Annotated in this window: 18 protein-coding genes; 8 read left to right on the top strand and 10 right to left on the bottom strand. The window is 65.6% G+C overall.

Annotated features, from left to right (window positions below):
• Nucleotides 1–55: 55 nt before the first annotated feature.
• Nucleotides 56–1540, bottom strand: a complete 1485-nt coding sequence (locus GS429_RS09945) for an MATE family efflux transporter (RefSeq protein ID WP_160065196.1) — start codon at nt 1538–1540, stop codon at nt 56–58.
• Between the two features lie 242 nt (nt 1541–1782).
• Here GS429_RS09945 and GS429_RS09940 point away from each other — a divergent pair, with 242 nt between their 5' ends.
• The 3 genes from GS429_RS09940 (at nt 1783) to GS429_RS09930 (ending at nt 10286) form a co-directional block, all read left to right on the top strand.
• Nucleotides 1783–3153, top strand: a complete 1371-nt coding sequence (locus GS429_RS09940; RefSeq protein ID WP_160065094.1) for a serine hydrolase — start codon at nt 1783–1785, stop codon at nt 3151–3153.
• 244 nt (nt 3154–3397) lie between these two features.
• Nucleotides 3398–5884, top strand: coding sequence for a DNA topoisomerase I (locus GS429_RS09935; protein ID WP_328821330.1), 2487 nt, complete (start codon nt 3398–3400; stop codon nt 5882–5884).
• 190 nt (nt 5885–6074) lie between these two features.
• Nucleotides 6075–10286 carry an outer membrane protein assembly factor BamB family protein gene (locus GS429_RS09930; protein WP_160065092.1) on the top strand — a complete coding sequence of 1404 codons (4212 nt, stop codon included), beginning with the start codon at nt 6075–6077 and terminating at the stop codon, nt 10284–10286.
• A gap of 93 nt (nt 10287–10379) precedes the next feature.
• Here the strand turns inward: GS429_RS09930 and GS429_RS09925 are convergent, their stop codons facing one another.
• Nucleotides 10380–10940: a TlpA family protein disulfide reductase gene (locus GS429_RS09925; RefSeq protein ID WP_235920786.1), complete on the bottom strand. Its 561-nt coding sequence runs from the start codon at nt 10938–10940 to the stop codon at nt 10380–10382.
• Nucleotides 10941–11195: 255 nt separating this feature from the next.
• Here GS429_RS09925 and GS429_RS09920 point away from each other — a divergent pair, with 255 nt between their 5' ends.
• Nucleotides 11196–11816, top strand: coding sequence for a class I SAM-dependent methyltransferase (locus GS429_RS09920; RefSeq protein WP_160065090.1), 621 nt, complete (start codon nt 11196–11198; stop codon nt 11814–11816).
• A 57-nt stretch (nt 11817–11873) separates the two neighbouring features.
• Here GS429_RS09920 and GS429_RS09915 read toward each other — a convergent pair whose 3' ends face one another.
• Nucleotides 11874–12428 carry a TlpA family protein disulfide reductase gene (locus GS429_RS09915; RefSeq protein ID WP_160065088.1) on the bottom strand — a complete coding sequence of 185 codons (555 nt, stop codon included), beginning with the start codon at nt 12426–12428 and terminating at the stop codon, nt 11874–11876.
• Nucleotides 12429–12983: 555 nt separating this feature from the next.
• Here GS429_RS09915 and GS429_RS09910 point away from each other — a divergent pair.
• A complete protein-coding gene (locus GS429_RS09910) occupies nt 12984–13826 on the top strand; it encodes a beta-keto acid cleavage family enzyme (RefSeq protein WP_160065192.1) in 843 nt (280 codons plus the stop codon).
• Nucleotides 13827–13902: 76 nt separating this feature from the next.
• Nucleotides 13903–14124 (top strand): helix-turn-helix domain-containing protein, encoded by a 222-nt coding sequence (locus GS429_RS09905; RefSeq protein WP_160065086.1) that lies wholly within the window; start codon nt 13903–13905, stop codon nt 14122–14124.
• A 12-nt stretch (nt 14125–14136) separates the two neighbouring features.
• On the opposite strand, the gene GS429_RS09900 is transcribed toward GS429_RS09905, so the two are convergent.
• Entirely contained in the window at nt 14137–15051 is a 915-nt protein-coding gene (locus tag GS429_RS09900; RefSeq protein WP_328821329.1) for a DMT family transporter, read from the bottom strand.
• A 209-nt stretch (nt 15052–15260) separates the two neighbouring features.
• Between GS429_RS09900 and GS429_RS09895 the strand changes: the two genes are divergently transcribed.
• A complete protein-coding gene (locus GS429_RS09895) occupies nt 15261–16130 on the top strand; it encodes a DMT family transporter (protein ID WP_160065082.1) in 870 nt (289 codons plus the stop codon).
• A 61-nt stretch (nt 16131–16191) separates the two neighbouring features.
• On the opposite strand, the gene GS429_RS09890 is transcribed toward GS429_RS09895, so the two are convergent.
• From GS429_RS09890 to lrpA1, 3 genes are all read right to left on the bottom strand, one after another.
• The gene (locus GS429_RS09890; protein ID WP_160065080.1) at nt 16192–16812 is read right to left on the bottom strand and encodes a nitrous oxide reductase accessory protein NosL; all 621 of its coding nucleotides are present in this window, start codon (nt 16810–16812) and stop codon (nt 16192–16194) included.
• A 171-nt stretch (nt 16813–16983) separates the two neighbouring features.
• On the bottom strand, nt 16984–17478 hold the full coding sequence (locus tag GS429_RS09885) for an SRPBCC family protein (protein WP_160065078.1): 495 nt from the start codon (nt 17476–17478) through the stop codon (nt 16984–16986).
• A gap of 90 nt (nt 17479–17568) precedes the next feature.
• On the bottom strand, nt 17569–17997 hold the full coding sequence (gene lrpA1, locus GS429_RS09880; protein ID WP_160065076.1) for an HTH-type transcriptional regulator LrpA1: 429 nt from the start codon (nt 17995–17997) through the stop codon (nt 17569–17571).
• Between the two features lie 203 nt (nt 17998–18200).
• Here lrpA1 and GS429_RS09875 point away from each other — a divergent pair, with 203 nt between their 5' ends.
• Nucleotides 18201–18533 (top strand): hypothetical protein, encoded by a 333-nt coding sequence (locus tag GS429_RS09875; RefSeq protein WP_160065074.1) that lies wholly within the window; start codon nt 18201–18203, stop codon nt 18531–18533.
• A 361-nt stretch (nt 18534–18894) separates the two neighbouring features.
• On the opposite strand, the gene GS429_RS09870 is transcribed toward GS429_RS09875, so the two are convergent.
• From GS429_RS09870 to GS429_RS09860, 3 genes are all read right to left on the bottom strand, one after another.
• A complete protein-coding gene (locus GS429_RS09870) occupies nt 18895–19830 on the bottom strand; it encodes a thiamine pyrophosphate-dependent enzyme (RefSeq protein ID WP_160065072.1) in 936 nt (311 codons plus the stop codon).
• Nucleotides 19831–19832: 2 nt separating this feature from the next.
• A complete protein-coding gene (locus GS429_RS09865; RefSeq protein ID WP_160065070.1) occupies nt 19833–21740 on the bottom strand; it encodes a 2-oxoacid:acceptor oxidoreductase subunit alpha in 1908 nt (635 codons plus the stop codon).
• A 311-nt stretch (nt 21741–22051) separates the two neighbouring features.
• Complete coding sequence (locus tag GS429_RS09860; RefSeq protein ID WP_160065068.1) at nt 22052–22552, bottom strand: response regulator; 501 nt, start codon at nt 22550–22552, stop codon at nt 22052–22054.
• Between the last annotated feature and the right edge of the window lie 10 nt (nt 22553–22562).

Here is a 22562-nt window from a genome sequence, read left to right as displayed (position 1 = left end):
AAAAGCGGAGACGAAGACGGGGACAGAACCGAACGGACGCCGGAGACGAGGTGGCCTAATCGTCGATCAGTTCCGTCTCGCTCTCGCTGGCGGGCGTCTCGTCTCGAGGCGTCGATGCCCCAGTCCCGGTCCCGGTATCACCTGAGCCGTCATCGGCATCGTCGTCACCGATCACGCCCTCTCTCCACGTCCCCAGCCGGAACCAGCCGACGGCGACGACGAACGAGGCGACCATGCCGAACGCGTAGGCCCACCAGATCCCCTCGATACCCCACTCGAGGGCGCTGATCGAAATGCCGACGACGGGAACCGTCACCGTCCAGGCAAACGCGAGCACGAGCGCGACGGGAACCCGGAAGATCCACCGCGAGAGGAACGAGAGGACCATGGCTTCTCGAGTGTTGCCGGCGCCGCGGAACGCGCCCTGGATGACCATCACGCCCGCAAAGAGCGCCCAAAACGGCGCCATAATCCGCAGGAAGACGACGCCCTCGGCGATCACGTCGGGGTCGGCGACGAAGATCCGCATGGCCTGTGCTGGGAATGCGATCAACACGGCGGCGACGGCGGCGATCAGCACCATCGTTCCCGCGGTCGCGGTCCGCGCGACGGCCGCTGCACGGTCTGGCGTTTTCGCACCGAGATTCTGGCCGACGCCGGTCGCCGTCGCGTTCCCGACGGCACCCGAAACGGCCCACGTGACCGACATCAGCCGAACGCCGATCCCGTAGGCCGCCGTCGGATTCGCACCGAAGCGGGCGACGAAGCCGGCCATCGCGACCGACGCGAAACTGCGGGCCCAGCCGTCGATCGTCGACGGGTAGCCGATGTCGATCAGTTGCTTCAGGATGGCCGCGTCGGGCGTGAGATCCTCGAGTCGCAGCCGAACGCCGAAACTTCCCTCGAGCAGGATGTAGATCCCGGCGACGGTGGCGAACGCGCGGGCGATGAACGTCGCAACGGCTGCTCCGCGGGTTCCCATGGCCGGGAACGGCCCCCAGCCGAGGATGAAGAAGGGATCGAGAACGACGTTGATGCCCGCGGAGATAAAGACGAGCCACATGGCGGTTTTCGTGTCGCCGGCACCCTGTAGCGAGGACCGAAAGGCAAAGAAGAGGAAGGTAAGCGGCAGCGCGAGGAAGATGACTTCGATGTAGGCCAGCGCCTCGACGAACACCTGATCGCGCGCCCCGATCAGCGTGAGCAGCGGCCGCCGAAAGTAGAGCCCGATCGCCGCGAGAACCGTCGAGACGGCCAGCGTGAGCAAGATCGTCTGCGCGACGACCCTGTCGGCCATCCGATCGTTGTCGGAGCCGACGTACTGGGAGACCAGTGCGATCGTCGCCGCGGTGATTCCCATCGCGGTCGAGACGAACATCCACGAGAGGGGAAACATCAGCGAGACGGCGGCGACGGCCTCGCTGCTCACGCGACCGACCCAGAACATATCCGCGAGGTTGTAGAACGTCTGGAGGAGGTTGCCAAGCACCAGCGGCCACGCCAGATGCAACAGTTTCGGCGGGATCGCCCCCGTCGTCATATCGACGCGCTTGCGTTCCGTATCCGCTTCTGGCACGTATCGTCTGTCCGTGACTCACGCGCTCGAGTGAAAAGCACTTGGCTCGCGTGGGCGGGTTGCCGGCTCCGTTGAATCACGCACAGAGTTGCTACCGGCCTCGAGCCACCGCAGTTCGGCTCCGATAGCGGTAGACGAGGTCAGCGAACCGGTTCGTACTGTGGGGTTCCTGAATATTGATATTCACGGGCTCAGTGACGACTCACATGACAGATTCACCCTCCCTCGATGCGGCGACGATCGAAACGATCGACGCCGTTCTCCGCGAGCGACTGTGCGAGGACGAACTGCCCGGACTGAGCCTCGCCATTACTGACGGCGACAAAACCGTCTACGCCCAGGGGTACGGCTCGCGGGACCTCGCGACGAACGAGCCGGCGACGCCCGAAACGGTCTACGGCATCGGGTCGGTCTCGAAATCGTTTGCCGCGCTCGCCGTCGCACAGCTGGTCGGTGCGGGTGATCTCGCCTACGATGACGCCGCAGCCGACTACCTCGATATCAGTATACCCGAAGACGTAACCCTTCACCACCTGCTCAGTCACACCTCCGGCTATCCGTCGCTCGCGGTCAGCGAGGCCCTGATCGCCCGCCAACTCGAGGTCGGCGAGGCCGGCGTCCCGCTCGGCACTCGAGACGACTTTCACGCGTACATCGAAAATGCTCGCGACGAAATCGCCGGCAAGCCCGGCGAACGGTGGATGTACTGCAACTCCGGCTACACGCTGGTCGGCGAGATCATCGAAGCCGTCACCGGGCGACCGTTCACCGAATACGTCGAAGGCGAGATTCTCGACCCCCTCGAGATGAGCCGCTCGACCTACGACGGCGACCGATTCGAGCGGTTCGTCGATCGGATGACGCCGTACTTCCCCGGCGAGGGCGAGGACGCGGACCTCGAGCCCGCGGCGCTCCCGGTCCGCGAGCGAAGCGCGGCCGCGGGCGGCCTCCTCGCTCCGGTGACCGACCTGACGAACTACCTCCGGCTACACCTGAACGGGGGGACGTTCGGAGGCGATGACGTGGTAGATAGCGACCCGCTCGAGCGGTGTTACGGCGCGTATGCGGAGACGCCTTCCGGCCCGTACGGCTACGGCTGGCGCACGCGGGACGTCCGCGGCCACGAACTGATCGGCCACGGCGGCTCGATCGCAGTCTCGACCGCGTATGTCGGCTTTTCGCGCGAGGACGGGATCGGCCTCGCGCTGCTGGCCAACGCCTCACCGGGGTACGGCCTCGCGGAACTCGGGCAGGGAGTCTTCGCGGCGCTGGTCGGCGAGGATCCCGACGAACTCCCCTTCTTCGCACGAAAGCGTCGGCTCGAGGAACTGGCCGGCGAGTACGAGACGTATCGCGGGGTCAAGGAGGCCGAAGTGGAAGTCGAAGGGGGCACGCTCCGCCTGCGTATCGGCGGCCCCATCGAAGAAGGATCGTGGACGCCGCTTGTTCCGGAAGACCTCGAGGCGGGCGAGTTCCACGCGCTAACGGTTGCGGGGGACCGCCAACCCGTCCGGTTCGAGCGCGACGGCGACGATCTGAGCCTGTTTATCGATCGGTGGCGGTTACATAAGCAGTAGTTCCGGCCCGAAACGATCGCACCGGTAATAGTTCCCGGCCCGAAACGATCGTACTGGTAGTGGCTCCCGGGCCATAACGGTCCTCGCCCACGCGCGAGCGCAACCGCCCGCGAACGCACGCACATCCGCGCTGTCTCCCGGTTTTGGCGAAAGCGTTATCAGATCCTCAGTCGTACCGAGCGACGATGAACGATACTCGTCCGACCACTCCCGGACACCCGTCACCCGCCGGAGGTGATCCGCGGTGGAACTGATTATCACCGAGAAGGACAACGCCGCGCGACGACTCGCCGACATCCTGAGCGGCGGCACGTTCGACTCGAGTCGCGAGAACGGCGTCAACGTCTACGAGTGGGGCGGCAAGCGCTGTGTCGGGCTGTCGGGTCACGTCGTCGGCGTCGATTTCCCCTCGGAGTACTCAGACTGGCGGGACGTCGAACCGGTCGAACTCATCGACGCGGACGTCGAAAAGACGGCGACGAAGGAGAACATCGTCGCGACGCTGCGCATTCTCGCGCGAAAGGCAAATCGCGCGACGATCGCGACCGACTACGACCGCGAGGGCGAACTCATCGGGAAGGAGGCCTACGAGATCGTCCGTGAGGTCAACGAGGAGATCCCAATCCGCCGCGTTCGGTTCTCCTCGATCACGGAAAACGAGGTACAGAGCGCCTTCGAGGAGCCCGACGAACTCGACTTCGACCTCGCGGCTGCCGGCGAAGCGCGCCAGATCATCGACCTCATCTGGGGGGCGGCGCTCACCCGTTTTCTCTCCCTGTCGGCCGGCCAGCTCGGCAACGATTTCATCTCCGTCGGCCGGGTGCAGTCGCCGACGCTGAAGCTGATCGTCGACCGCGAACGCGAGATTGAAGCCTTCGATCCCGAAACCTACTGGGAGCTCTTTGCGGACCTCCGGAAGGGCGACGACGTCGACACGTTCGAGGCCCAGTACTTCTACCGCGACGAGGACGACAACGAGGCCGAACGCGTCTGGGACGAAGCCGTCGCGAGCGAGGTCTACGAGACGCTCTCCGAGCGCGACGCCGCCACGGTCGTCGACGTTAACGGCCGAACCCGAACGGATACGCCGCCGACGCCGTTCAACACGACCCAGTTCATCCGCGCGGCGAGCGCGATCGGCTACTCGGCGAAGCGAGCGATGTCGATCGCTGAGGACCTCTACACGGCCGGCTACATCACCTACCCGCGAACCGACAACACCGTCTACCCCGACGACCTCGACCCCGAGGAACTGCTCGACGACTTCGTCGGCCACTCCGCGCTCGGCGACGCCGCCGAGTCGCTGCTCGAGGCGGACGAAATCGTCCCAACGGAGGGTGACGAGGAGACGACCGACCACCCCCCGATCCACCCGACGGGCGAGATTCCGACCCGCGGCGACGTGTCGGACGACGAGTGGGAGGTCTTCGAACTCGTCGTGCGCCGGTTCTTCGCGACGGTCGCCGAGGCCGCGGTCTGGGAACACCTCAAGGTGGTCGCCGAGGTCGACGACTACCGGCTCAAGGCCAACGGCAAGCGCCTGGTCGAGCCCGGCTACCACGAGGTCTACCCGTATTTCAACACGACCGAGAACTTCGTCCCCGAACTCGACGAGGGCGACGAACTGTCGCTGACCGAGGTCGAGATCGAAGAGAAGGAGACCCAGCCGCCCCGCCGCTACGGCCAGTCGCGGCTCATCGAAACCATGGAGGATCTAGGGGTCGGAACGAAATCCACCCGCCACAATATCATCGAGAAGCTGTACGATCGCGGCTACGTCGAGAGCGATCCGCCGCGGCCGACCCGGCTCGCGATGGCCGTCGTCGAGGCCGCCGAGGACTACGCCGACCGCGTCGTCAGCGAGGGGATGACCGCCCAACTCGAGGCCGACATGGACGCCATCGCGAACGGCGAGGCGACCCTCGAGGACGTCACCGACGAGTCCCGCGAGATGCTCGAGGAAATCTTCGCGAACCTCGCCGAATCCCGGGATGAGATCGGAGACCAACTCCGCAAGTCGCTCAAGGACGACAAGCGGCTGGGTCCCTGTCCCGACTGTGGCGAGGACCTGCTGGTCCGACGCAGTCGCCACGGCTCGTACTTCGTCGGCTGTGACGGCTACCCCGACTGCGAGAACACGCTGCCCCTGCCCTCGACGGGCAAGCCGTTGATCCAGGAAAACGAGTGCGAAGAGCACGGCCTGAACGAAGTCAAGATGCTCGCGGGCCGCCAGACGTTCGTCCACGGCTGTCCGCTCTGTAAGGCCGAAGATGCCGGCGAGGGGCCGATTCTGGGTGCGTGTCCCGACTGCGGCGACGAGCACGACGGCGAACTCGCCGTCAAGACCCTCCAGAGCGGATCCCGCCTCGTCGGCTGTACGCGCTACCCCGACTGCGAGTACTCCCTGCCGCTGCCCCGACGCGGCGATATCGAGGTCACCGACGAGCGCTGCGAGGAGCACGACCTGCCCGAACTCGTCGTCCACAGTGGCGACGAACCCTGGGAGCTGGGCTGTCCGATCTGCAACTACCAGGAGTTCCAGGCCCGCGAGAGCGACACGGGCTCCGACCTCGAGGCCCTCGACGGCGTCGGTGCAAAAACGGTCGAGAAACTCGCCGACGCGGGAATCGAGAGTCTTGACGATCTGACCGACGCGGACCCCGACGCCGTCGCCGACGACGTCGACGGCATCAGCGCCGATCGAGTTCGGACCTGGCAGGCGAAGGCCTGAACGGACGGCTGTCCGCCGCCGAGCCGATCGATAGATCGATTTGAGCGTATATCTGGGTTTCAGAGTTTATCCATCAGCGGAACGTATTGGAAACCAAACTTCTGGAGATAGAATTAACTGGGTGTGTTCGTATGGCCAAATAACTGCACGATCACGCTCGACTCGCTTGCGGGTCGTGACATCCCCTATCATGAAAAAGCCGGACACCACGCCGACTGACCCTCCGCTGGACGGACAGGACGACGAAATCGAAGTGACCGTCGGGATCACGCAACTCGAGGCCTTCCTCGCGGCCGATGACCCCGAGGTCAGAGAGTACGCCGCGAGAACGCTCGCCAACGAGGCCAGAGAACGTCCCGAAGACGTTCGGTCGGCCGTCGAGTCGCTGACCGACCGGCTCGAGGACGAACCCGGGATCAGATCGAACGCGGCCGCCGCGCTGTCTGCCGTCGCGAACACCCATCCCAGAGCGGTCCGCGGCTCGGTGGGCGCGCTAACGGACCGACTCGAGGGATCGACCGCGGTGCGGGCGGACGCGGCAGATGCGCTCGCCGCGGTCGCGGTCGACGACCCCGCCGCCGTCAGCGACTCGACCGACGCACTCGGGCGCTACGTGACCGACGAGAACGAACGCGTGCGAGCCCGAACGACCGATGCCCTCGCCGCCATCGCCGACGCCGATCCCGAGACGGCCGCCGCGGTCGTCGACGAGGTGGCCGACGCGGCCGACGGCGGGACGGACACCGTCCGCGAGAACGCGACGGCGATCCTCGCCGCCGTCGCAGTGGACCAGCCCGGTGACGTCGAGGACGTCATCGGCCCGCTCGTCGCCCGCCTCGACGATGCCGAGACCGTCAGAGCGAACGCGACGCGAGCGCTCAGAGCAATCGCGCTCGAGCTCCCGGCCGCCGTCGCGACCGAGGTCGAACCGCTCGCAGAGCGGCTTACGGACCACCGGTCCGCGATTCGGACCGACGCGGCCGTCGCCCTCGCGGCCGTCGCCGCTGACAGCCCGATCGCCGTCAGTTCGGTCGTCGAACCGCTCGCGGACCGACTGGACGACGTGCCCGAGGTACGCCGTGAGAACGTCCGGGCGCTGCGTGACATCGCCGAGGCCGATCCCGCCGCCGCGGTTCCGGCCGTCTCGGCGCTCGTCGACCGACTCGACGACCCGCTCGAGGCGGTCCGAACGGACGCGGCGGCAGCGCTGGCGGCCGTCGCACCGGAGCGGCCGGCCGCGGTCAGCGAGGCCGTCCAGCCGTTGGCCGGCTGGCTGGCGGACGGGAACGCGGACATCCGAAGCCACGGCGTCGCGGCCATCGCTGCGGTCGCGGACGATCGCCCAACCGATATCGAGCCCATCGTTGCCGAGGTTGCCGGCGTCCTCGACGTCGACGACGAGACCGTTCGCCTCGATGCAGCCCGAGCGATCGCCGCCGTCTCGGAGCCGTCTCCCGGTGCGGTTCGGCCGGTCTGCGCCGCACTCGCCGCGCGGCTGGACGATCCACACGAGCCGGTTCGCCGCCACGCGGCCGACGCCGTGAGCGCGATCGCTCTCGACGGCGCGGTCGACCGGCCCGAAGTCGACGCGTTCGCGGCGCAACTCGAGGAGGACGACGAGTGGATACAGGGGTACGCCGCCCGCGCGCTCGCAGACGTCGCCGGCTCGCAGACGGCCGACGCTCATCCCGCAGTCCGGTCGCTTCGCCGCCGCCTCGAGCACGACGCGTCTGCGGTTCGTCAGGCGGCGACGCGGGACCTCGTCGGCGTCGCGGCGGCCAACCCCGGCGAGGTCCGCGATGCGGCCCTCCCGCTCGCTGAGCGGCTGTCAGACGACCACGCAACCGTTCGGAACAACGCGGCGATCGCGCTCGCACGGATCGCGGAGACGCATCCGGACGACGTCCACGAAGCCGACGTGCTGGTGGCGCTCCTTCGTTCGCTCGACGACTCCGACCGAACCGTTCGAGCGAGCGTCCGGAAGACCCTCACGACGATCGCCGACGAGCCACCGGCCGACTGTCGACCGCCGCTCTCGCTCGCTATCGAGGAGACGTCGGCGGACGAGGAGCGGGTCAGTACCGCCGCTCTCGAAGCCCTCTCGACGCTCGGTCTGACCACGGGAGCCGAGACCGAGGTCGCCGTCGAAGCCGTCTGCGATCGCCTGGTCGATCCCACGCCGGCCGTTCGCGCCGTCGCACTCGAGACGCTCGAGGCGTTCCTCTCGAGTGATGCCGAGACCGACCCGAGACCGATCGACATCGTCCTCGATATCCTCTCGGCCGGCGACGAACGTGCGACCGCCGTCGCGGCGGGTCTCGCAGACGTCGCCCAGAGCGAGCCGGAACTCGTCGGATCGGCCGCGAGTCCGCTTCTCGAGCGACTCGCGGCGGCCGCCGGCGCCGAGCGCCGCGCGCTCTTACGGGCGCTGACGACGGTCGTCGACGGGACCGATCGCAAGCCGATCACCGCCGTTCTGCTCGGACAACTCAACGAAGGCGCACGGGACGCGATCACGGGTGAAATCGCACGGTTGGCGGCGACGGCACCCGCCGACGTCGCGGCCGAACGGGATCGACTGGTTTCCCTGCTCGGGGACGACGACGAAGCCGTCCGCGGCTACGCCGCCCTCGCGCTCGGAACGCTGGCGATGACCGGCCACGACGACGGGAGCGGTCTCGGCTCGGAACTCGAGCAGGTCGACGACCGACTGCTCGATGCGGCCTCGCTCGCCACCGGCGGCGAAACGCCGGCCCACACCGACGGCATCAACAGCCAGCTTTCGGGGATGGGCAAGCGACTGAACGACGATCCGTGGGCGGCCGGCCTCGCGACGCTCGCGCTCTCCGTCCTGGCCGACGAGTCCGACAGCCTTCGACCGACCGGTCTCTCGAAGATCGCCGAGGGACTCGACGCGGAGAGCCCGATCGTCCGAGCCACCGCCGGGCGCGTCCTCGAGACGATGGCGGCGGACGATCCCGCGGGGTTCGATGTCGCGATTCCGGCGTTGCTCGACGCGCTCGAGGATTCCGACGCCGACGTTCGGGCGGCCGCCGCGGCCGTGCTGGCCGACTGCACCGGGACCGACGCCGAGTCCGGGTTTTCGGAGGCCGGTCGAGACCACGTCGCCGACCTCCGCGTCCGCCTTGCCGATCCGGACGGCCGCGTTCGCGCTCGAGCGATCCGCACGCTCGCCGGACTCGAGGTCGCGGAAGCCGCACGCGAGATCAGGGCTCTCGAGGACGATCCCGTTCCGTCCGTCGCAGCGGCGGCGTCGAACGCGACGAACCGACTCGACGCCGCAGGCGGCCGCGACAGCGGCGACGATCGACGATCCGACCCGATCGACTGGCCGATGGGTCGCACAGGCCCGACGCGGACCGGGTACGTCGCCGGTGGCACCGCACTCGGTCGCCGAACGAGCGAACAGTGGCGCGTCGAGGGGATCGACGCCCCGCCGGCGCTCGTCGGCGAGACGGTGTACGTCGGGCGAGACGACGGCAGCGTCGCCGCGCTGGAACTCGAGGACGGTACCGAACGCTGGCGGTTCGAAACTGGCGGCCCGATCAAGACGACGCCTGCAGTGGTCGACGGCCGCGTCTATGTCGGCAGCGACGACGGTGCCGTCTACGCGCTCGACGCTGAAACCGGGGAACGGGCCTGGCGCTATCAGACCGACGACCGCGTCCGTACCGCGCCGATCGTCGCCGGTGACACGGTCTACGCCGGCGGCGACGCGCTGCACGCGATCAACGCCGACGCCGGACAGCGGGTCTGGACCGCCGATCTCGAGGGCGATATCACCGGTCCGGCCGTCGCCGACGAGACGGTGTACGTCGGCGTCGACGAGCGCCTGCTCGCACTCGCGTCGGGGGACGGAAGCCGGCGCTGGAGCGTCGACCTCGAGGCGGCTGTCCCCGTCCCGCCGGCGGTCGCGGACGACACGGTGTACGCTCTCAGCGACGGGGCACTGCTGGCGCTCTCGGCCGCCGACGGCTTACAGCAGTTCCGATTCGACACGGGCGGCGACGTCGAGACGCCGCCGACGGTCGCCGAGGGGACTGTCTACCTCGCGAGTTCGGATGGAAGCGTCTACGCTATCGATACGGAGACGTGGACGGAGCGCTGGCGCGCCGCTATCGGCGAGCCGACGACGGGTCCAGTCGTCATCGACGACACCGTTTGTCTTGGAATCGACGACGGCCGCGTCCACGCGCTGACGACCGAAGACGGATCGTATCAGTGGCGACACGACGCCGAGACACGGATTTCGGACCTCGCCGTCGCCGGCGGACGCCTGTGTCTGGTCGACGACGGGATCACAGCAATCGGTGACGCGAGTTCCTCGTGGAAAGATCCCATCTCCGGTCTGTTCACTCGGCTCGGCGGCAGCGATCAGTAAGCAGCTATCGTCGACCGTAGCGATACGTCACCACGTCGCTACGTCGCCACGGCGACCTCGAGCAACTCACGGTCACCGACCTGAACCGTCGCGTTATTCCTCGCCCTCGAGGACGGATTCGACGGCGTCGGTGATCGTTCCGGGCTCTTGGATCCCGTTTCGTTCCCAGTGTTTTTCGCCGTCGGAACCGACGACGATCGTGACGGGAAAACCGATAGCGCCGTAGGACCTGGCGAGACCCGAATCGTAGCCGACCGGCCAGTCACCGCTGTGGGTCGCCCACCACTCGCGGAGGTCGTCTGCGGGCATCGTTTCGGGGGTCTGGTAGGTGACCGAGAGAAACCCGACTGCATCGCCGTGGCGTTGGACGAGACCCTCACGAGCCTCGGCGAGCCGGGGCATCTGCGCCTGGCAGTTACCACAGCCCGTGGTGAAAAACAGGATCGCCGTAACCGTCTCGTCTGGGACTGTAATCGTACCTGCCTCGCTTCCCCGCGCGTCGATCGTCTCGACCTCGAGCGGATCGTTACTCGCTTCGTCCTCGGCCGTCCCCGGTTCGTCGCCGAACGACGGTGGCCCGCGCCAGAGGAGGCTACCGGCTCCGGCGAGCACGCCGACGCTACCGATTCCGGCGACGAATTCGCGACGGTTCACGGCGTCACCGTCACCACCTTTGGTGGCCCACCGACCGTCTCGGCTGCTGTTGCGGTTCCGTCATCGGCTGCAACCGCACGACTCGAGGCCACGCAGACGGGCGACATCGACTGCCTCCTCGGCTTCCCCGGCCGGCGAGACGAGCAACGCTGCATACGTGCTCCGTTATGCGCCCGCGTCAAAAGGCTTCACTGGTTCGATCGTGAAAGCGCAGCGAGACGAACGCTCAAATGGATCTCGCCCGTTCGTCACACCATGACCGACGAGCGCGAACGATGGAACGAGAAGTACAGCGACGTCGAGTTCGAACTCCCCGACGATCCGATCCCCGAACTCGAGCGGCGACTCACCACGCTCCCGGACGGACGCGCTCTCGATGTGGCGAGCGGCACCGGGCGCAACGCGCTCTTTCTGGCCGAGCACGGCTACGATGTTGACGCCGTCGACATCTCCGACGCGGCCCTCGAGCAGGGCCGGCGACGCGCCGACGAACGCGGGGTCGATGTGAACTGGATCCGGTCCGACCTGAACGAGTTCGACCTCGCAACTGCCGAGTACGACGTGATCACGGTGAGCTTCTTCGCCGCCCTCGAGCACCTTCCGGACCTCAAAGACGCACTGGCACCCGGCGGCGTACTCGTCTACGAGCACCATCTCCGCTCGAGCGACCGCATCGAGATCGGACCCTCGAGCGAGCGCCACCGATACCGGTCGAACGACCTTCTTCGCGCGTGTCTCGATCTGACGATCCTCTCCTACGAAGAGCGTCGCCGGCCGGTTGTCGGCGGCATCGCCGCGGTCACGACGCTCGTCGCTCGGAACTCGAGCGGCGGCGCGCAGTCGTATCCGCGACTCGGAGCACGGGGCCTCGAGTAGTCGGCCGATTGCGATTTTGTCTCCCGTCAGTTATTCTCCGACCTGCAGTCCCGCCGGCTACGCCGATTCCTGTGCCTCGAGTGCCGTCCTGACTCCCTGGACGATGGTTCGCGCCGTCGTTCCGCCGTCGTTTCGCCACTGGACCTCGCCGTCGCCGTCGACGGCGATGACGACCGGAAACCCGCTGATGTCGTAGTGGTCGTTGACCAGTCCGCGTTCGTCGATGGCGACCGGCCAGTTCCCGTCGTGTTCGACCCACCAGTCGGCGAGTTCCGCCGGCGACGGCTGCGGGCCGGAACTGCCGTCGACGACGGTGATGACGTCGACGTCGTCGCTCGAGAGGTCTCCCCTCGCAGCGCCGACGGCAGAGAGAAACCCCTCGCTGGTGGGACACAGCGTCCGGGCGAAGTTGAGCAGCGTGACCCGTCCCGCACGTGGAACTCGTACCGTCCCTGCTTCGCTTCCGGGCGCGTCGACCGTCCGAACCTCGAACGGCGGAGAGTTGTCGGCGTCGCCGGACCCGTCTCCGTCGCCTCTGGCCATTCCATCATCGAGACAGCCTGAGAGCGTCGCCAGTCCCGCCGCCGCGGCGATGAGTTCGCGTCGTCTCATCATGATCGTCGTCTCGGTTCCCACCCGGGGCCCGTTTCCGGTTCCGGTTGCGAGAGGGCTTCCGACACGGCCATCCCGCAGTAGCCGAACGTGGTCCCGGCCCCACGCTCGTTTCGTGTAACCTCCATACCCCGTCGTTGACACTCCCTGGCAAAGAATCGATGGGTCTCGGCGATCGAAATGGCCGTTCAGTGTCTTCGGCGATCGAAACGATCAGTTCGTATCCTCGGCGAATGATTTCGCGGCGAACGGTCGCCTCGTTTTCTGCGCCGGCAGTGAACTGTTAACACCTCTCGAACAGAACCGAACCGTATGACCTGTCCGTATCTGGCGTATCGCGACGCGTCCGACGACCGTCGGTTCGACGACGAACGGGCCTACTGCACGGCGGCCGACCGCTTCGTCCAGCCGATGCGCGCCGACATCTGCAACGACCGGTACTCCCTCGAGCACGACCGTCACTGCGAAATTTTTCCTCGAGTACGCGGACGGCAACGCTGCCGGGGGCGAAACCGCATCACAGTCAGCCGACCGGAACGCGAACGGGGGCGAGGAATGAGCTACGCCGCGTTCCTCGACGGCGATCCGCTGATCGTCACGGCGGCGCTGACCGGCGGCGTCCACGGCAAGGAAGCGAACCCGAACCTCCCGGAAACGCCCGCGGAGATCGGTCGTGCGGCGGCCGCGGTGGAAGCGGCCGGCGCGTCCGTCGTCCACGTACACGCCCGACATCAAAACGGCGAACGCACGTTCGAGACCGAGCGTTTCCAGGCGATCGACGATGCGATTCGCCGCCACGCCGACGACGTGATCGTCCAGCACTCGACCGGCGGCACCGGCGTTCCGGACGCGGATCGTCACCTGCCGCTACGAACCGATCCGCCGCCGGAGATGGCCTCGCTCGATATGGGGCCGCTGAACCGGTACGACCACCTCACCAGCGAGAACACCCGCGGACTGGTCGACTCCCTGCACGAGGAGATGGTCGACCGCGGGATCAAGCCCGAACTCGAGGTGTTCAACGACGGGCACCTGAACGAGGTCCACGGATTGCTCGAGCGCCACGAGCTCGCCGATCCCGTTTACGCGACGCTCATCTTCGGCCCCGGTACGCTCTCCCCGCCGCGGCCGCGGAACTTCCTGAACGCGATCGATACACTGCCCGACGGCGCACGGTTCAACACGCTCGGTTTTGGTCGCCACCAACTGCCGTTTGCGACCATGGGAATCCTCTTCGGCGGCCACGTCCGCGTCGGCCTCGAGGACAACGTCTACTACCGGCGGGGCGAACTCGCCGAGAGCAACACCCAACTCGTCGAACGCGTCGTTCGCGTCGCCGCGGAACTCGGACGGGACGTTGCCTCGCCAGCACGGGCACGGGAGATTCTCGGCCTCTGACGAACGATCGGAAGACCGCTCTCGTCACCGACACCGAAACGGTTATGCCATTCTTTGCCGTGATGTGTGTTACCTAATGACTGCCTGCTCGACCCGAGGGCTCTTGGATCTCCTCGACGAGCGAGGACCGACGGAAATAGGGGTACTGGCGGCGGCCCTCGAGACCCATCCGGTGACGGTCACCAACCGGTGTTCCACGCTCCAGTCCGACGGCTACGTTCGGCAGATTTCGGGCGGCGTGTACGTCATCACCGACGACGGGGAGGAGTATCTCACCTCGCTCCCGGAGGCGGAATAACGATCGCTACGGCTACTCGTCGCGTTGTGTCGGCCCGCGCCGTCGTTCCCGCTCGATTGTCGTCACGTAGATTCCCGCCAGAACGACTAGCCCGCCACCGATCGTCACCGCGTCGGGAACCTCGGCGAGCAAGACGAGCGCGAGCAGCGTCGCGCCGACGGGTTCGCCCAACCAGGCGACGCTCACCACGACCGACTCGAGGTGCTCGAGCACCCAGTTGACGACGGTGTGCCCGAAAACGCCGGGGCCGATAGCCATCCCGAGAAAGAGCAGCCACTCGCGGGCCGGATAGGCGACGAACTCGTGGCCCTGGGCCCCGACGAGAAGGCACAGCGTCAGCGCACAGGCGGTGTAGACGACGGTGACGTATGGAAACAGCGAGACGCGCTGGCGGATCGATCGGCCGGCGAGGACGTAGGCGGCGACGGTGACTGCTCCGAGCAGCGCCAGCGAGTTGCCGTACAGCGTCGCATCGGAGATGGGTGCCTCGCCGGCGTCACCCAGCGACATCGCGGCGGCACCGACGATGGCGACCGTGATGCCGATGACCGTTTCCCGGTTGATCCGCTCGCCGAGAAGGAGCCCGGCGCCGAGCGCGACGAAGATGGGCTGGCTCTGGACGATCGTCACGCTCGCCGCGACGCTCGTGTGGTTCAGGCTCTCGAACCAGGACGCGAAGTGGACCGCGAGCGCGACGCCGGCGACGACCGCGAAGCCGAGATCGCGCCGCGAGAGCCGCGAGAACTCCTCCCGGTAGCGGAGCACGGCAACGGGAGCGACGATGGCCGTCGTGAACAGCACTCGGTAGAAGGCCGCGACCGAACTCGGAGCCGTGCTCCAGCGAACCAGGATGGCGCTGGTGCTCGCCGCGAACACCGCAAACGCGAGAGCGACGACCGGTGTCACCTCGAGATCGGACGCGTTCACGTCGTGGTCCAATCCGCTGGGGAACCAAACCGCTTCCGAAACGGCGCTTCGATTCGGGCCCAAACGTGCAGTTAGGGGCAGTCTTCGGACCGACCTCGGAACGGAACGTGTGCCTCGAGTCGAAACTCGAAGAGAAGGCTCGAACGGGACGGCGGACGAACCCCCAGCGGATCGCCGCAGGTATCAGTGCGTATTAGGTACTGTCCCGTATGAACGAGCGGTCGGTCGGCATCGCGTACGTCCTCGCGTCCGCCACGGGGTTCGGTGCCGTCGGTATTTTCGGGACCGTCGCGAGCGACATCGGCCTCTCGATTCCGACCGTGCTCGTCTTTCGGTTCGCCATCGCGACCGCGATTCTCTGGCCGCTGCTCGCACTTCGCGGCCGGCTCCGCCTGCTCACCGGACGCTCACTCGTGTGGGCGATCGTGCTCGGCGTCGCCGGCTTCGGCGCGATGAGTGGCTTCTACTTCTGGGGGCTCGAGTATCTGACCGCCGGGCTGGTCGCGATCGTCCTCTACACGTACCCGGCGATCGTCGTCACCGTCCGAATCGTCACGAACCCCCGGCGAGTAAGCCGGACGATGCTCGTGGCGCTCTGTCTCTCCCTCGGGGGCGTCGCCCTGATCGTCGGCGCGGACCCCGCCGGCGCGGATCCGCGGGGCGTGCTCATCGTCCTCGCCGGGGCCGTCAGCTACGCCGGCTACGTGATGGGCAGCGAGCGCGTCCTCAAGTCGATCGAGCCGCAGGTGTTGACCGCACACGTGTTGCCGGCGTCCGGACTCGTCTTTCTCGCGCTCGGCGTCGGAACGGGGACGTTTCGGATTCCCGCGGCGACCGAGACGACGGCCTGGGGCGTGTTGACCGCGCTGTCGCTGCTCTCGACCGCGCTCCCGATCCTCCTGTTGTACGCCGGACTGTCGCGGATCGGTGCGAGCAGAGCGAGTATCGTGAGTACGGCCGAACCGGCCGTAGCGGTCGTCCTCGGCACCGCAGTGCTCGGCGAACCCGTGACGGCGACGACGGTATTCGGTGGCGCGCTGGTCGTCGTTGGCGTCCTCCTGATTCAGCGGCGAGAATGAGGCTGGACGTCTTTACCGTCGGCAGCCGGGCAGAGCTATCAGGCCAGTTTCACGAGCGCGATCAGAGCCGATTCTCCCGATAGATCGCCGCGGTCTCGACGTCGATATCATCGAACTCGATGATGTCGTCCTCCGTTAGCTCCTCGTGCTCCCAGTCCTCGAGGTACGCGACGGCATCATCGTACTCCTCGAAGACGCGCGGGCTGCCGCCCATCGGATCGTCCGTCGCGGCCGTCTCGGTGACCCGAACGAAGTGCGCTTCGGTGGCGTCGATGAGGGTGGTGGACTCGAACTCGGTCGTCCAGGCCCCGGCGATCGGCGAGTCGGAACCCGTCGCGACCATGTACGCGAGCAGACAGCCCGGCGTGTCGAAGACGGCCCCGTCCCCGTCCTCGTGGGCGAGTTGGCTCTGCCACTGCGGGTAGTCCGTCACCGTCATATTACAGACCGCACAGTTGTGGTCGCCCTCGAAGTCGATCGGGTCGTCACCCGGATGCTCGACGTTCGGCTGGTAGGACTGCGTGACCTCGATATCGTCGGTGTCACCGGTATCGCCCTCGGAGTCGTCGCCCTCGTCGTCACCGTTTCCACCCAGACACCCCGCGATACCGACCGTTGCGCTCGCTCCGAACGCGCCCAGGAGCCGTCGTCGGCCGACCGATCGGTCCTCGAGTCCAGTCATACGCGGACGTAACGACCCGACGACCAAAACGAGCGTGGTTCAGTCACCGAAACCGAACACTCGGCGGACGAACGGTACGAACGTGGCAGTGGCAACGGTACGGACGTGGCAACGACACGAACGCGGCAACGCGACGAACACGATCCTCGACGGCAGATCAGACGGACGCGTTCATTCGAGTCGCGCTTTCGTCTCCCGGTGGCGTGCCCGAAACATCGTCTCGAACCCGATTCGGGAGAACGGCGAGACTACGTCGTTGACCCGCCCGAGCCCGCCTCTGTCGGGGAGCAGTTCGTACTCGACGTGATCCCGAAGCAGGGTTCGATCGCCGTCGGCGTAGAAAGCGTGGGTGTGTTCCCAGTGAGCGAACGGACCGCGAATCATCCGGTCGCGAAAGTAGGCAGCGCCGTCGCCGCGCTCGCGCTCCGTAATCAACGAGGTCCAGTACTGACGGGGCCCCGCACCGAACGGCCGTATCGACAGCGAGATTTCGGTGCCGGCGTCGAGTCGGCCCGGATCCAGATCGCCGACGGGACCCATCACCGACTCGACGCGCAACCCCATCCAATCCGGCGTTACCGCCTCGAGCGCTTCGATTCCCGAGTGAAACTGCCAGACATCCGCGAGCGGTGCATCGATCGTCGTCCGGCGGTCGTACGAAGGCATGGCCGTACCTACGCCGGCCAGCGTGAAAACGAAATGGCCAAACGGTCCCCGGATAGGGCTCAACGAGGCAAGACTGACCACCGACCGCCGTTACTTGAGTCGTTCCTGCAAGAAAGAGGGGTGGGCCGCGGTGACGCCGTCGATCTCGAGTAAGTTCTCGGAGATAATCTCGCCCAGCGCGTCGCCGTCTTCGGCGCGAACCTCCGCCATCAGCATGTGGTCGCCGCTGGAACTGTACAGGGCCTCGACCTCCTCGAGGGACTTGAGCGCCTTCGTCGCCTCGACGTAGCGTTCGCTCGCGACGTCGATTCCCACCATCGCAATCGTCTTACTCGAGAGTTTCTTCGGGTCGATATCGGCCGAGTAGCCGACGATCACCCCCTCGTCTTCGAGCTGGTTGATATACTTTCGAACCGTTGGTTTCGAGACGTCCGCCCGCTCGGCGATCTCGGCGTAGGACGCCTGGGCATCCTCTTCGAGAACCTCGAGGATGCGATCTTCCGTCGCCTGGGTGCTCATACTACTCTGTTTTGCTCCGATGGAAAAATATCTTTTGTATACGAAAACGGCCGGTGATCCGATGGAAACGCCACCGTTCGGGCGTCTGGGCGTCGAAATGGGAAACGGCTAGCGGGTAGGGCCTACTGCGAATCAGCGGGGCCTGTTCCGGCCGCGTGATCGTCGGACTTATTCGCTCGCTAACCCCAAATTCACCGAGTGACATGGTCGACGCCAATCTCATCAGCGGGACCGTCTGGTTGCTCTGCGGGATCGCCATCCTCTATCTCGGGTACGTTATCGCGATCCGCGGACGAGCCGATTTGCACGCGAACTACGACGAGTCGGTCGATCCGGCCTACGTGTCCCGATGGGCGGGCGGCACGGCCCTGTTCATGGGGCTGCTCGTCATCGGCTACGCGATTCGCGAGATGATCTACGGCTTCCAGCCCCTCGCGCTCGGCGGGCTACTCGTTTCCCTGCTCGTCTTGAGTTACCTCACGAAACTGTTCGCCCGCGGCGTCGGCTACCGCGGGGAGTACGACGGCGACAGTTGAGTGCGAAGGGGGAACCGTCTTCGCCTGCCGTTTGCCTCATCTTCGGCTATTTCTCCCCGCTTGCTTTCTGGACCGATTCAGAACCGTCTCGAGAACACGCGAACGGCAGCGCCTCCCGTTGTGACCCCGTGAGGACCAATCCCGAGCGCGTGCAACGGCAGGTTGTGTGAAGCCGGAACCGTTCGAGTTCACTCGGATGCCTTCCCGGTAGTCGGCGCGAATGACGTCACTTTCGAGGTATGCCGTGAGTATTCACGGCGAAAAGCGAAGATCAGTACTCAAAACGGAAAACAAAGAATAGCAAACCGAAAGCCAAACTCCAAAATCGAAGCCCAAGCCGGCGACGAGACGACGGTTCAGCTTAGGTGTGTCGGTCGAGCAGGTCGTAGCTGCGCTCCCACTCGGCGTCGTCGTCGAAGTACCGCTCTGCGAGCGGTTCGTCGGGCATCTCGCCGACGGCGGCCTTCTCCTGCTGGTAGGACGGTCGGTCGTCGTCGACGTAGTACCGGCCCGTGAGGACGGTCCCCTCCTTGAGGACGTCTTCGGTCTCGTGCATCATCTCGGCGGCTTCGCGCCGGTCGGTAACGTCGAAGTCGTAGTCGTCGGACTCCTGGACGTCGATGTAGGGGACGTACTGGCGTGCGTCCTTGTTCCAGGTCGGACACTGGGTCAGGAAGTCGACGTGGGCGAAGCCGTCGTGTTCGATGGCCTCCTTGATGATCTCCTTGGCCTGATTCGGGTTGACCGCGGCCGTACGAGCGACGTAGCTCGCGCCGGCGTTCAGCGACATCGACAGCGGTCGCAGCGGCGTCTTCGCGCTCCCCGATGGCTGGGTCTTGGACTTGTGACCCTTCGGGCTCGTCGGCGACGTCTGGCCCTTCGTCAGGCCGAAGATCTCGTTGTTGAAGACGATGTACGTGATATCGTGGTTCTCACGAGCCGTGTGGATCCAGTGGTTGCCACCGATCCCGTAGCCGTCGCCGTCACCGCCTGCGGCGATGACCTCGAGCTCCGGATTCGCGAGCTTTGCAGCACGGGCTACGGGCAGCGAGCGGCCGTGGATCGTGTGGAAGCCGTACGTATCCAGGTAGCTGTTCAGCTTGCCGGAACAGCCGATCCCGGTGACCGTCAGCACCTCTTCGGGCGTTCGGCCGACTTCGGGCAGCGCCTGTTTGAGCGACTTCAGCACGCCGAAGTCGCCACAGCCAGGACACCAGGTCGGCTGCGGTTCGACACCGGGGGTAAACTCGTCCCGGTCGATCTCCCGTTCCTCACCGATTGCGTTGAATGCACTCATGATTAATCACCTGCAGCAGGTTCGATTCGGACCTGTGCGGTCGGTTCTCTGTCGCCATCCTCGAGGTTAACCTCGTAGCCCTCGACGACCTCCGCGGGCTCGAACGGGTTCCCGTTGTACTTGAGGAGGCTGGTCAGTTTCTCGCCGAAGCGACCGAGTTCCTTCTGGATCAGGCCGCGGAACTGGGCGGTGGCGTTCATCTCAACGACCATCGCCTCGTCGACGCTCTCGAGGAACTCGGTCATTTCCTGCTCGGGGAACGGCATCATGTCGGAGACGCTGATCCCCCTTACCGAGTGGCCCTGCTCGTTCAGGCGCTCGACGGCTTCGACGACGGCGCCCTGGCTCGAGCCCCACGTGATGATTCCGTACTCGGCGTCGTCCTCGCCGAAGTAGGTCTGGTTCGAGGGCCGTTCCTCGTCGAGTTCGTCGCGGATGGCCTCGAGTTTCTGCACCCGTCGTTCCATCTGGAAGACGCGGTTGTCGGGGTCCTCGCTGATGTGTCCGACCGGGCTGTGTTCGTTCCCGGTCGCGAGGTAGCGCCCGCCCTTCTGGCCGGGCAGCGAGCGCGGACTGACGTGGTTATCGTTGTCGGGTTCGTGCTGGAAGCGATGGAACTTCCCGGAGGCATCGTGAGCGGCCTCCTTGAGCTCTTCTTCGGTCATCGTCGAGCCGAGACCAGGTTCGGGTTCGCGGTCGAAGAACTCGACGTCGACGTTCATGTTCTCGCCGGAGAGCTTCTGATCGTAGATGATGATCGTCGGGATCTGGTACTCCCAGGCGATGTCGAAGGCCAGTCGCGTCTGCTCGTAGGCCTCCTCGATGTTCCCCGGCGCGAAGACGACTCGCGAGGAGTCGCCCTGGCTCGTGTAGAGAACGAACTCGAGGTCGCCCTGTTCGGGCTTGGTCGGCATCCCGGTCGAGGGGCCGGCGCGCATCGATTCGACGAGCACGAGCGGCGTCTCGGTCATCTCGGCGAGACCGAGGGGTTCGCTCATCAGCGCGAATCCGCCCCCGGAGGACCCGGACATGGCTTTCACGCCGGCGTGGCTCGCCCCGACGGCGAGCGCGGCCGCGGCGATTTCGTCTTCGACCTGCTCCGAGACTCCGCCCATGTCGGGGAAGTTCTGGCTCAGGATGGTGAACACGTCCGTCCACGGCGTCATCGGATAACCCGCGATGAACCGACAGCCGCCGTCGATCGCGCCGTAGGCGATCGCGTTCGAACCCGACAGAAGCGCCTGTTCCGCGCCGTGGTCGCCCGTCGGGGCGCGAAGGTCGTGTTCGAAGTCGTACTCCTCGTTGACGGTGTCGTACGCTTCGTGGAGGATCTCGAGGTTCGCCTCGAGGATGTCGTCGCTCATCGCGTCGGACATCAGGTCCTCGATGTGCTCGAGCTCCATGTCGAGCAGCGCCGCGGTGACCCCCACGCCGGCGGTGTTGCGCATGACCTCGCGGCCGTGCTCCTTTGCGAGGCCGCGGAGGTCCATCGGGAACACGTGCCAGTCGTTCTCCTCGGCACGCTCCTCGAGGTTGATCGCTTCGACGTCCTCCTCGCTGATGAGGCCCTCGTCGTAGACGATGATCCCCCCTTCCCGTAGCTCGTCTAAGTTCTCCGAGAGCGGCTTGATCTCCTCGTTGCCGTAGTAGGCCTCTTCCTGCGGGTTGCGGGCGAAGGAATCGCCCAGCGAGAGCAGGAAGTTGTAGCCGTCTCCCCGTGACTGTACGTCCTTGTCTGCGGCCCGGATCTCGACGTAGGTGTGGCCACCGCGGATCCGCGACGGATAGTGGCGGTGGGTAAACACGTTGAGCCCCGAACGCATCAGCGCTTTTGCGAAGTTCTGACTTGTCGAGTCGATCCCGTCTCCGGAACCGCCTGCGATTCGCCAGATGAGTTCGTCGTCGCTCATAGTAAATCAGTGGCCTGTGGGCCGACCGTACCGGAATTTTGCCCCACGAGAACTAAAGCCTTTGCTATACATTGCCATAGATCTATCGTGAAGAATGAACAACCACACAGTATATTGAATGAAAGACCGTGACCTTTCTGCAAAGGTGCCACAATGGTAGCTATTTGTGGATAATTGACCAGCTACGATCCGGCGACGATTAGATATAATTGCACGATAGGAAATAATTATATACTTGGACTGTTCACCGGGTGGCCTGTTTCGGTTCGAACATCCAGCAACGGGTAAAACGCTCGAGTCGGTGCGTGTGCTTATTGATTGGGAGCGATCGAACGGATGATTTCGATGTATCCATCCGGGTCGGTCGGTTTTTCCTTCACCGAATCCGCCTTCGTCGAGGGCAGTTGGTCGGGCTCCACCTTCACTTTCGAGCCGGTTAGTATCACTATAGGGATATGTGCGTGTTCCTCCTTGATAGCCGTTAATACTTCTCTTCCAGTCGTTTGCCGGAGATTCCAGTCGAGAAATACGAGGTCAGGCTCCGGTGCATCTTGGTACTCCCCTCGCTGGCGAACGAAATCCACACCTGCAGCACTCGTCGAGACACTGTGGACTGTCGCATCGAGTGAGGAGTTGTCGATCGTCTCTTCGACGAAGCGAATGTCAGCCGGGTTATCCTCCACGAGCAGGAGGTCGTTCACTTCTCTCGGAGAGTCGAGGGAGTTTGGTGTTTCCACGGTTTGCTCTCTCAGGACGCGTCCGAATGTAGCACTGCTTGGACGGCTACCATCCTCAAATCTACTTTTGGCCATACAACACCTT

It is taken from the genome of Natronorubrum halalkaliphilum, from assembly GCF_009834785.1.
Classification (GTDB): Archaea; Halobacteriota; Halobacteria; order Halobacteriales; family Natrialbaceae; genus Natronorubrum; species Natronorubrum halalkaliphilum.
Note: the sequence above shows the minus strand (reverse complement) of the source record. Positions and strands in the feature narration are given on the sequence as shown.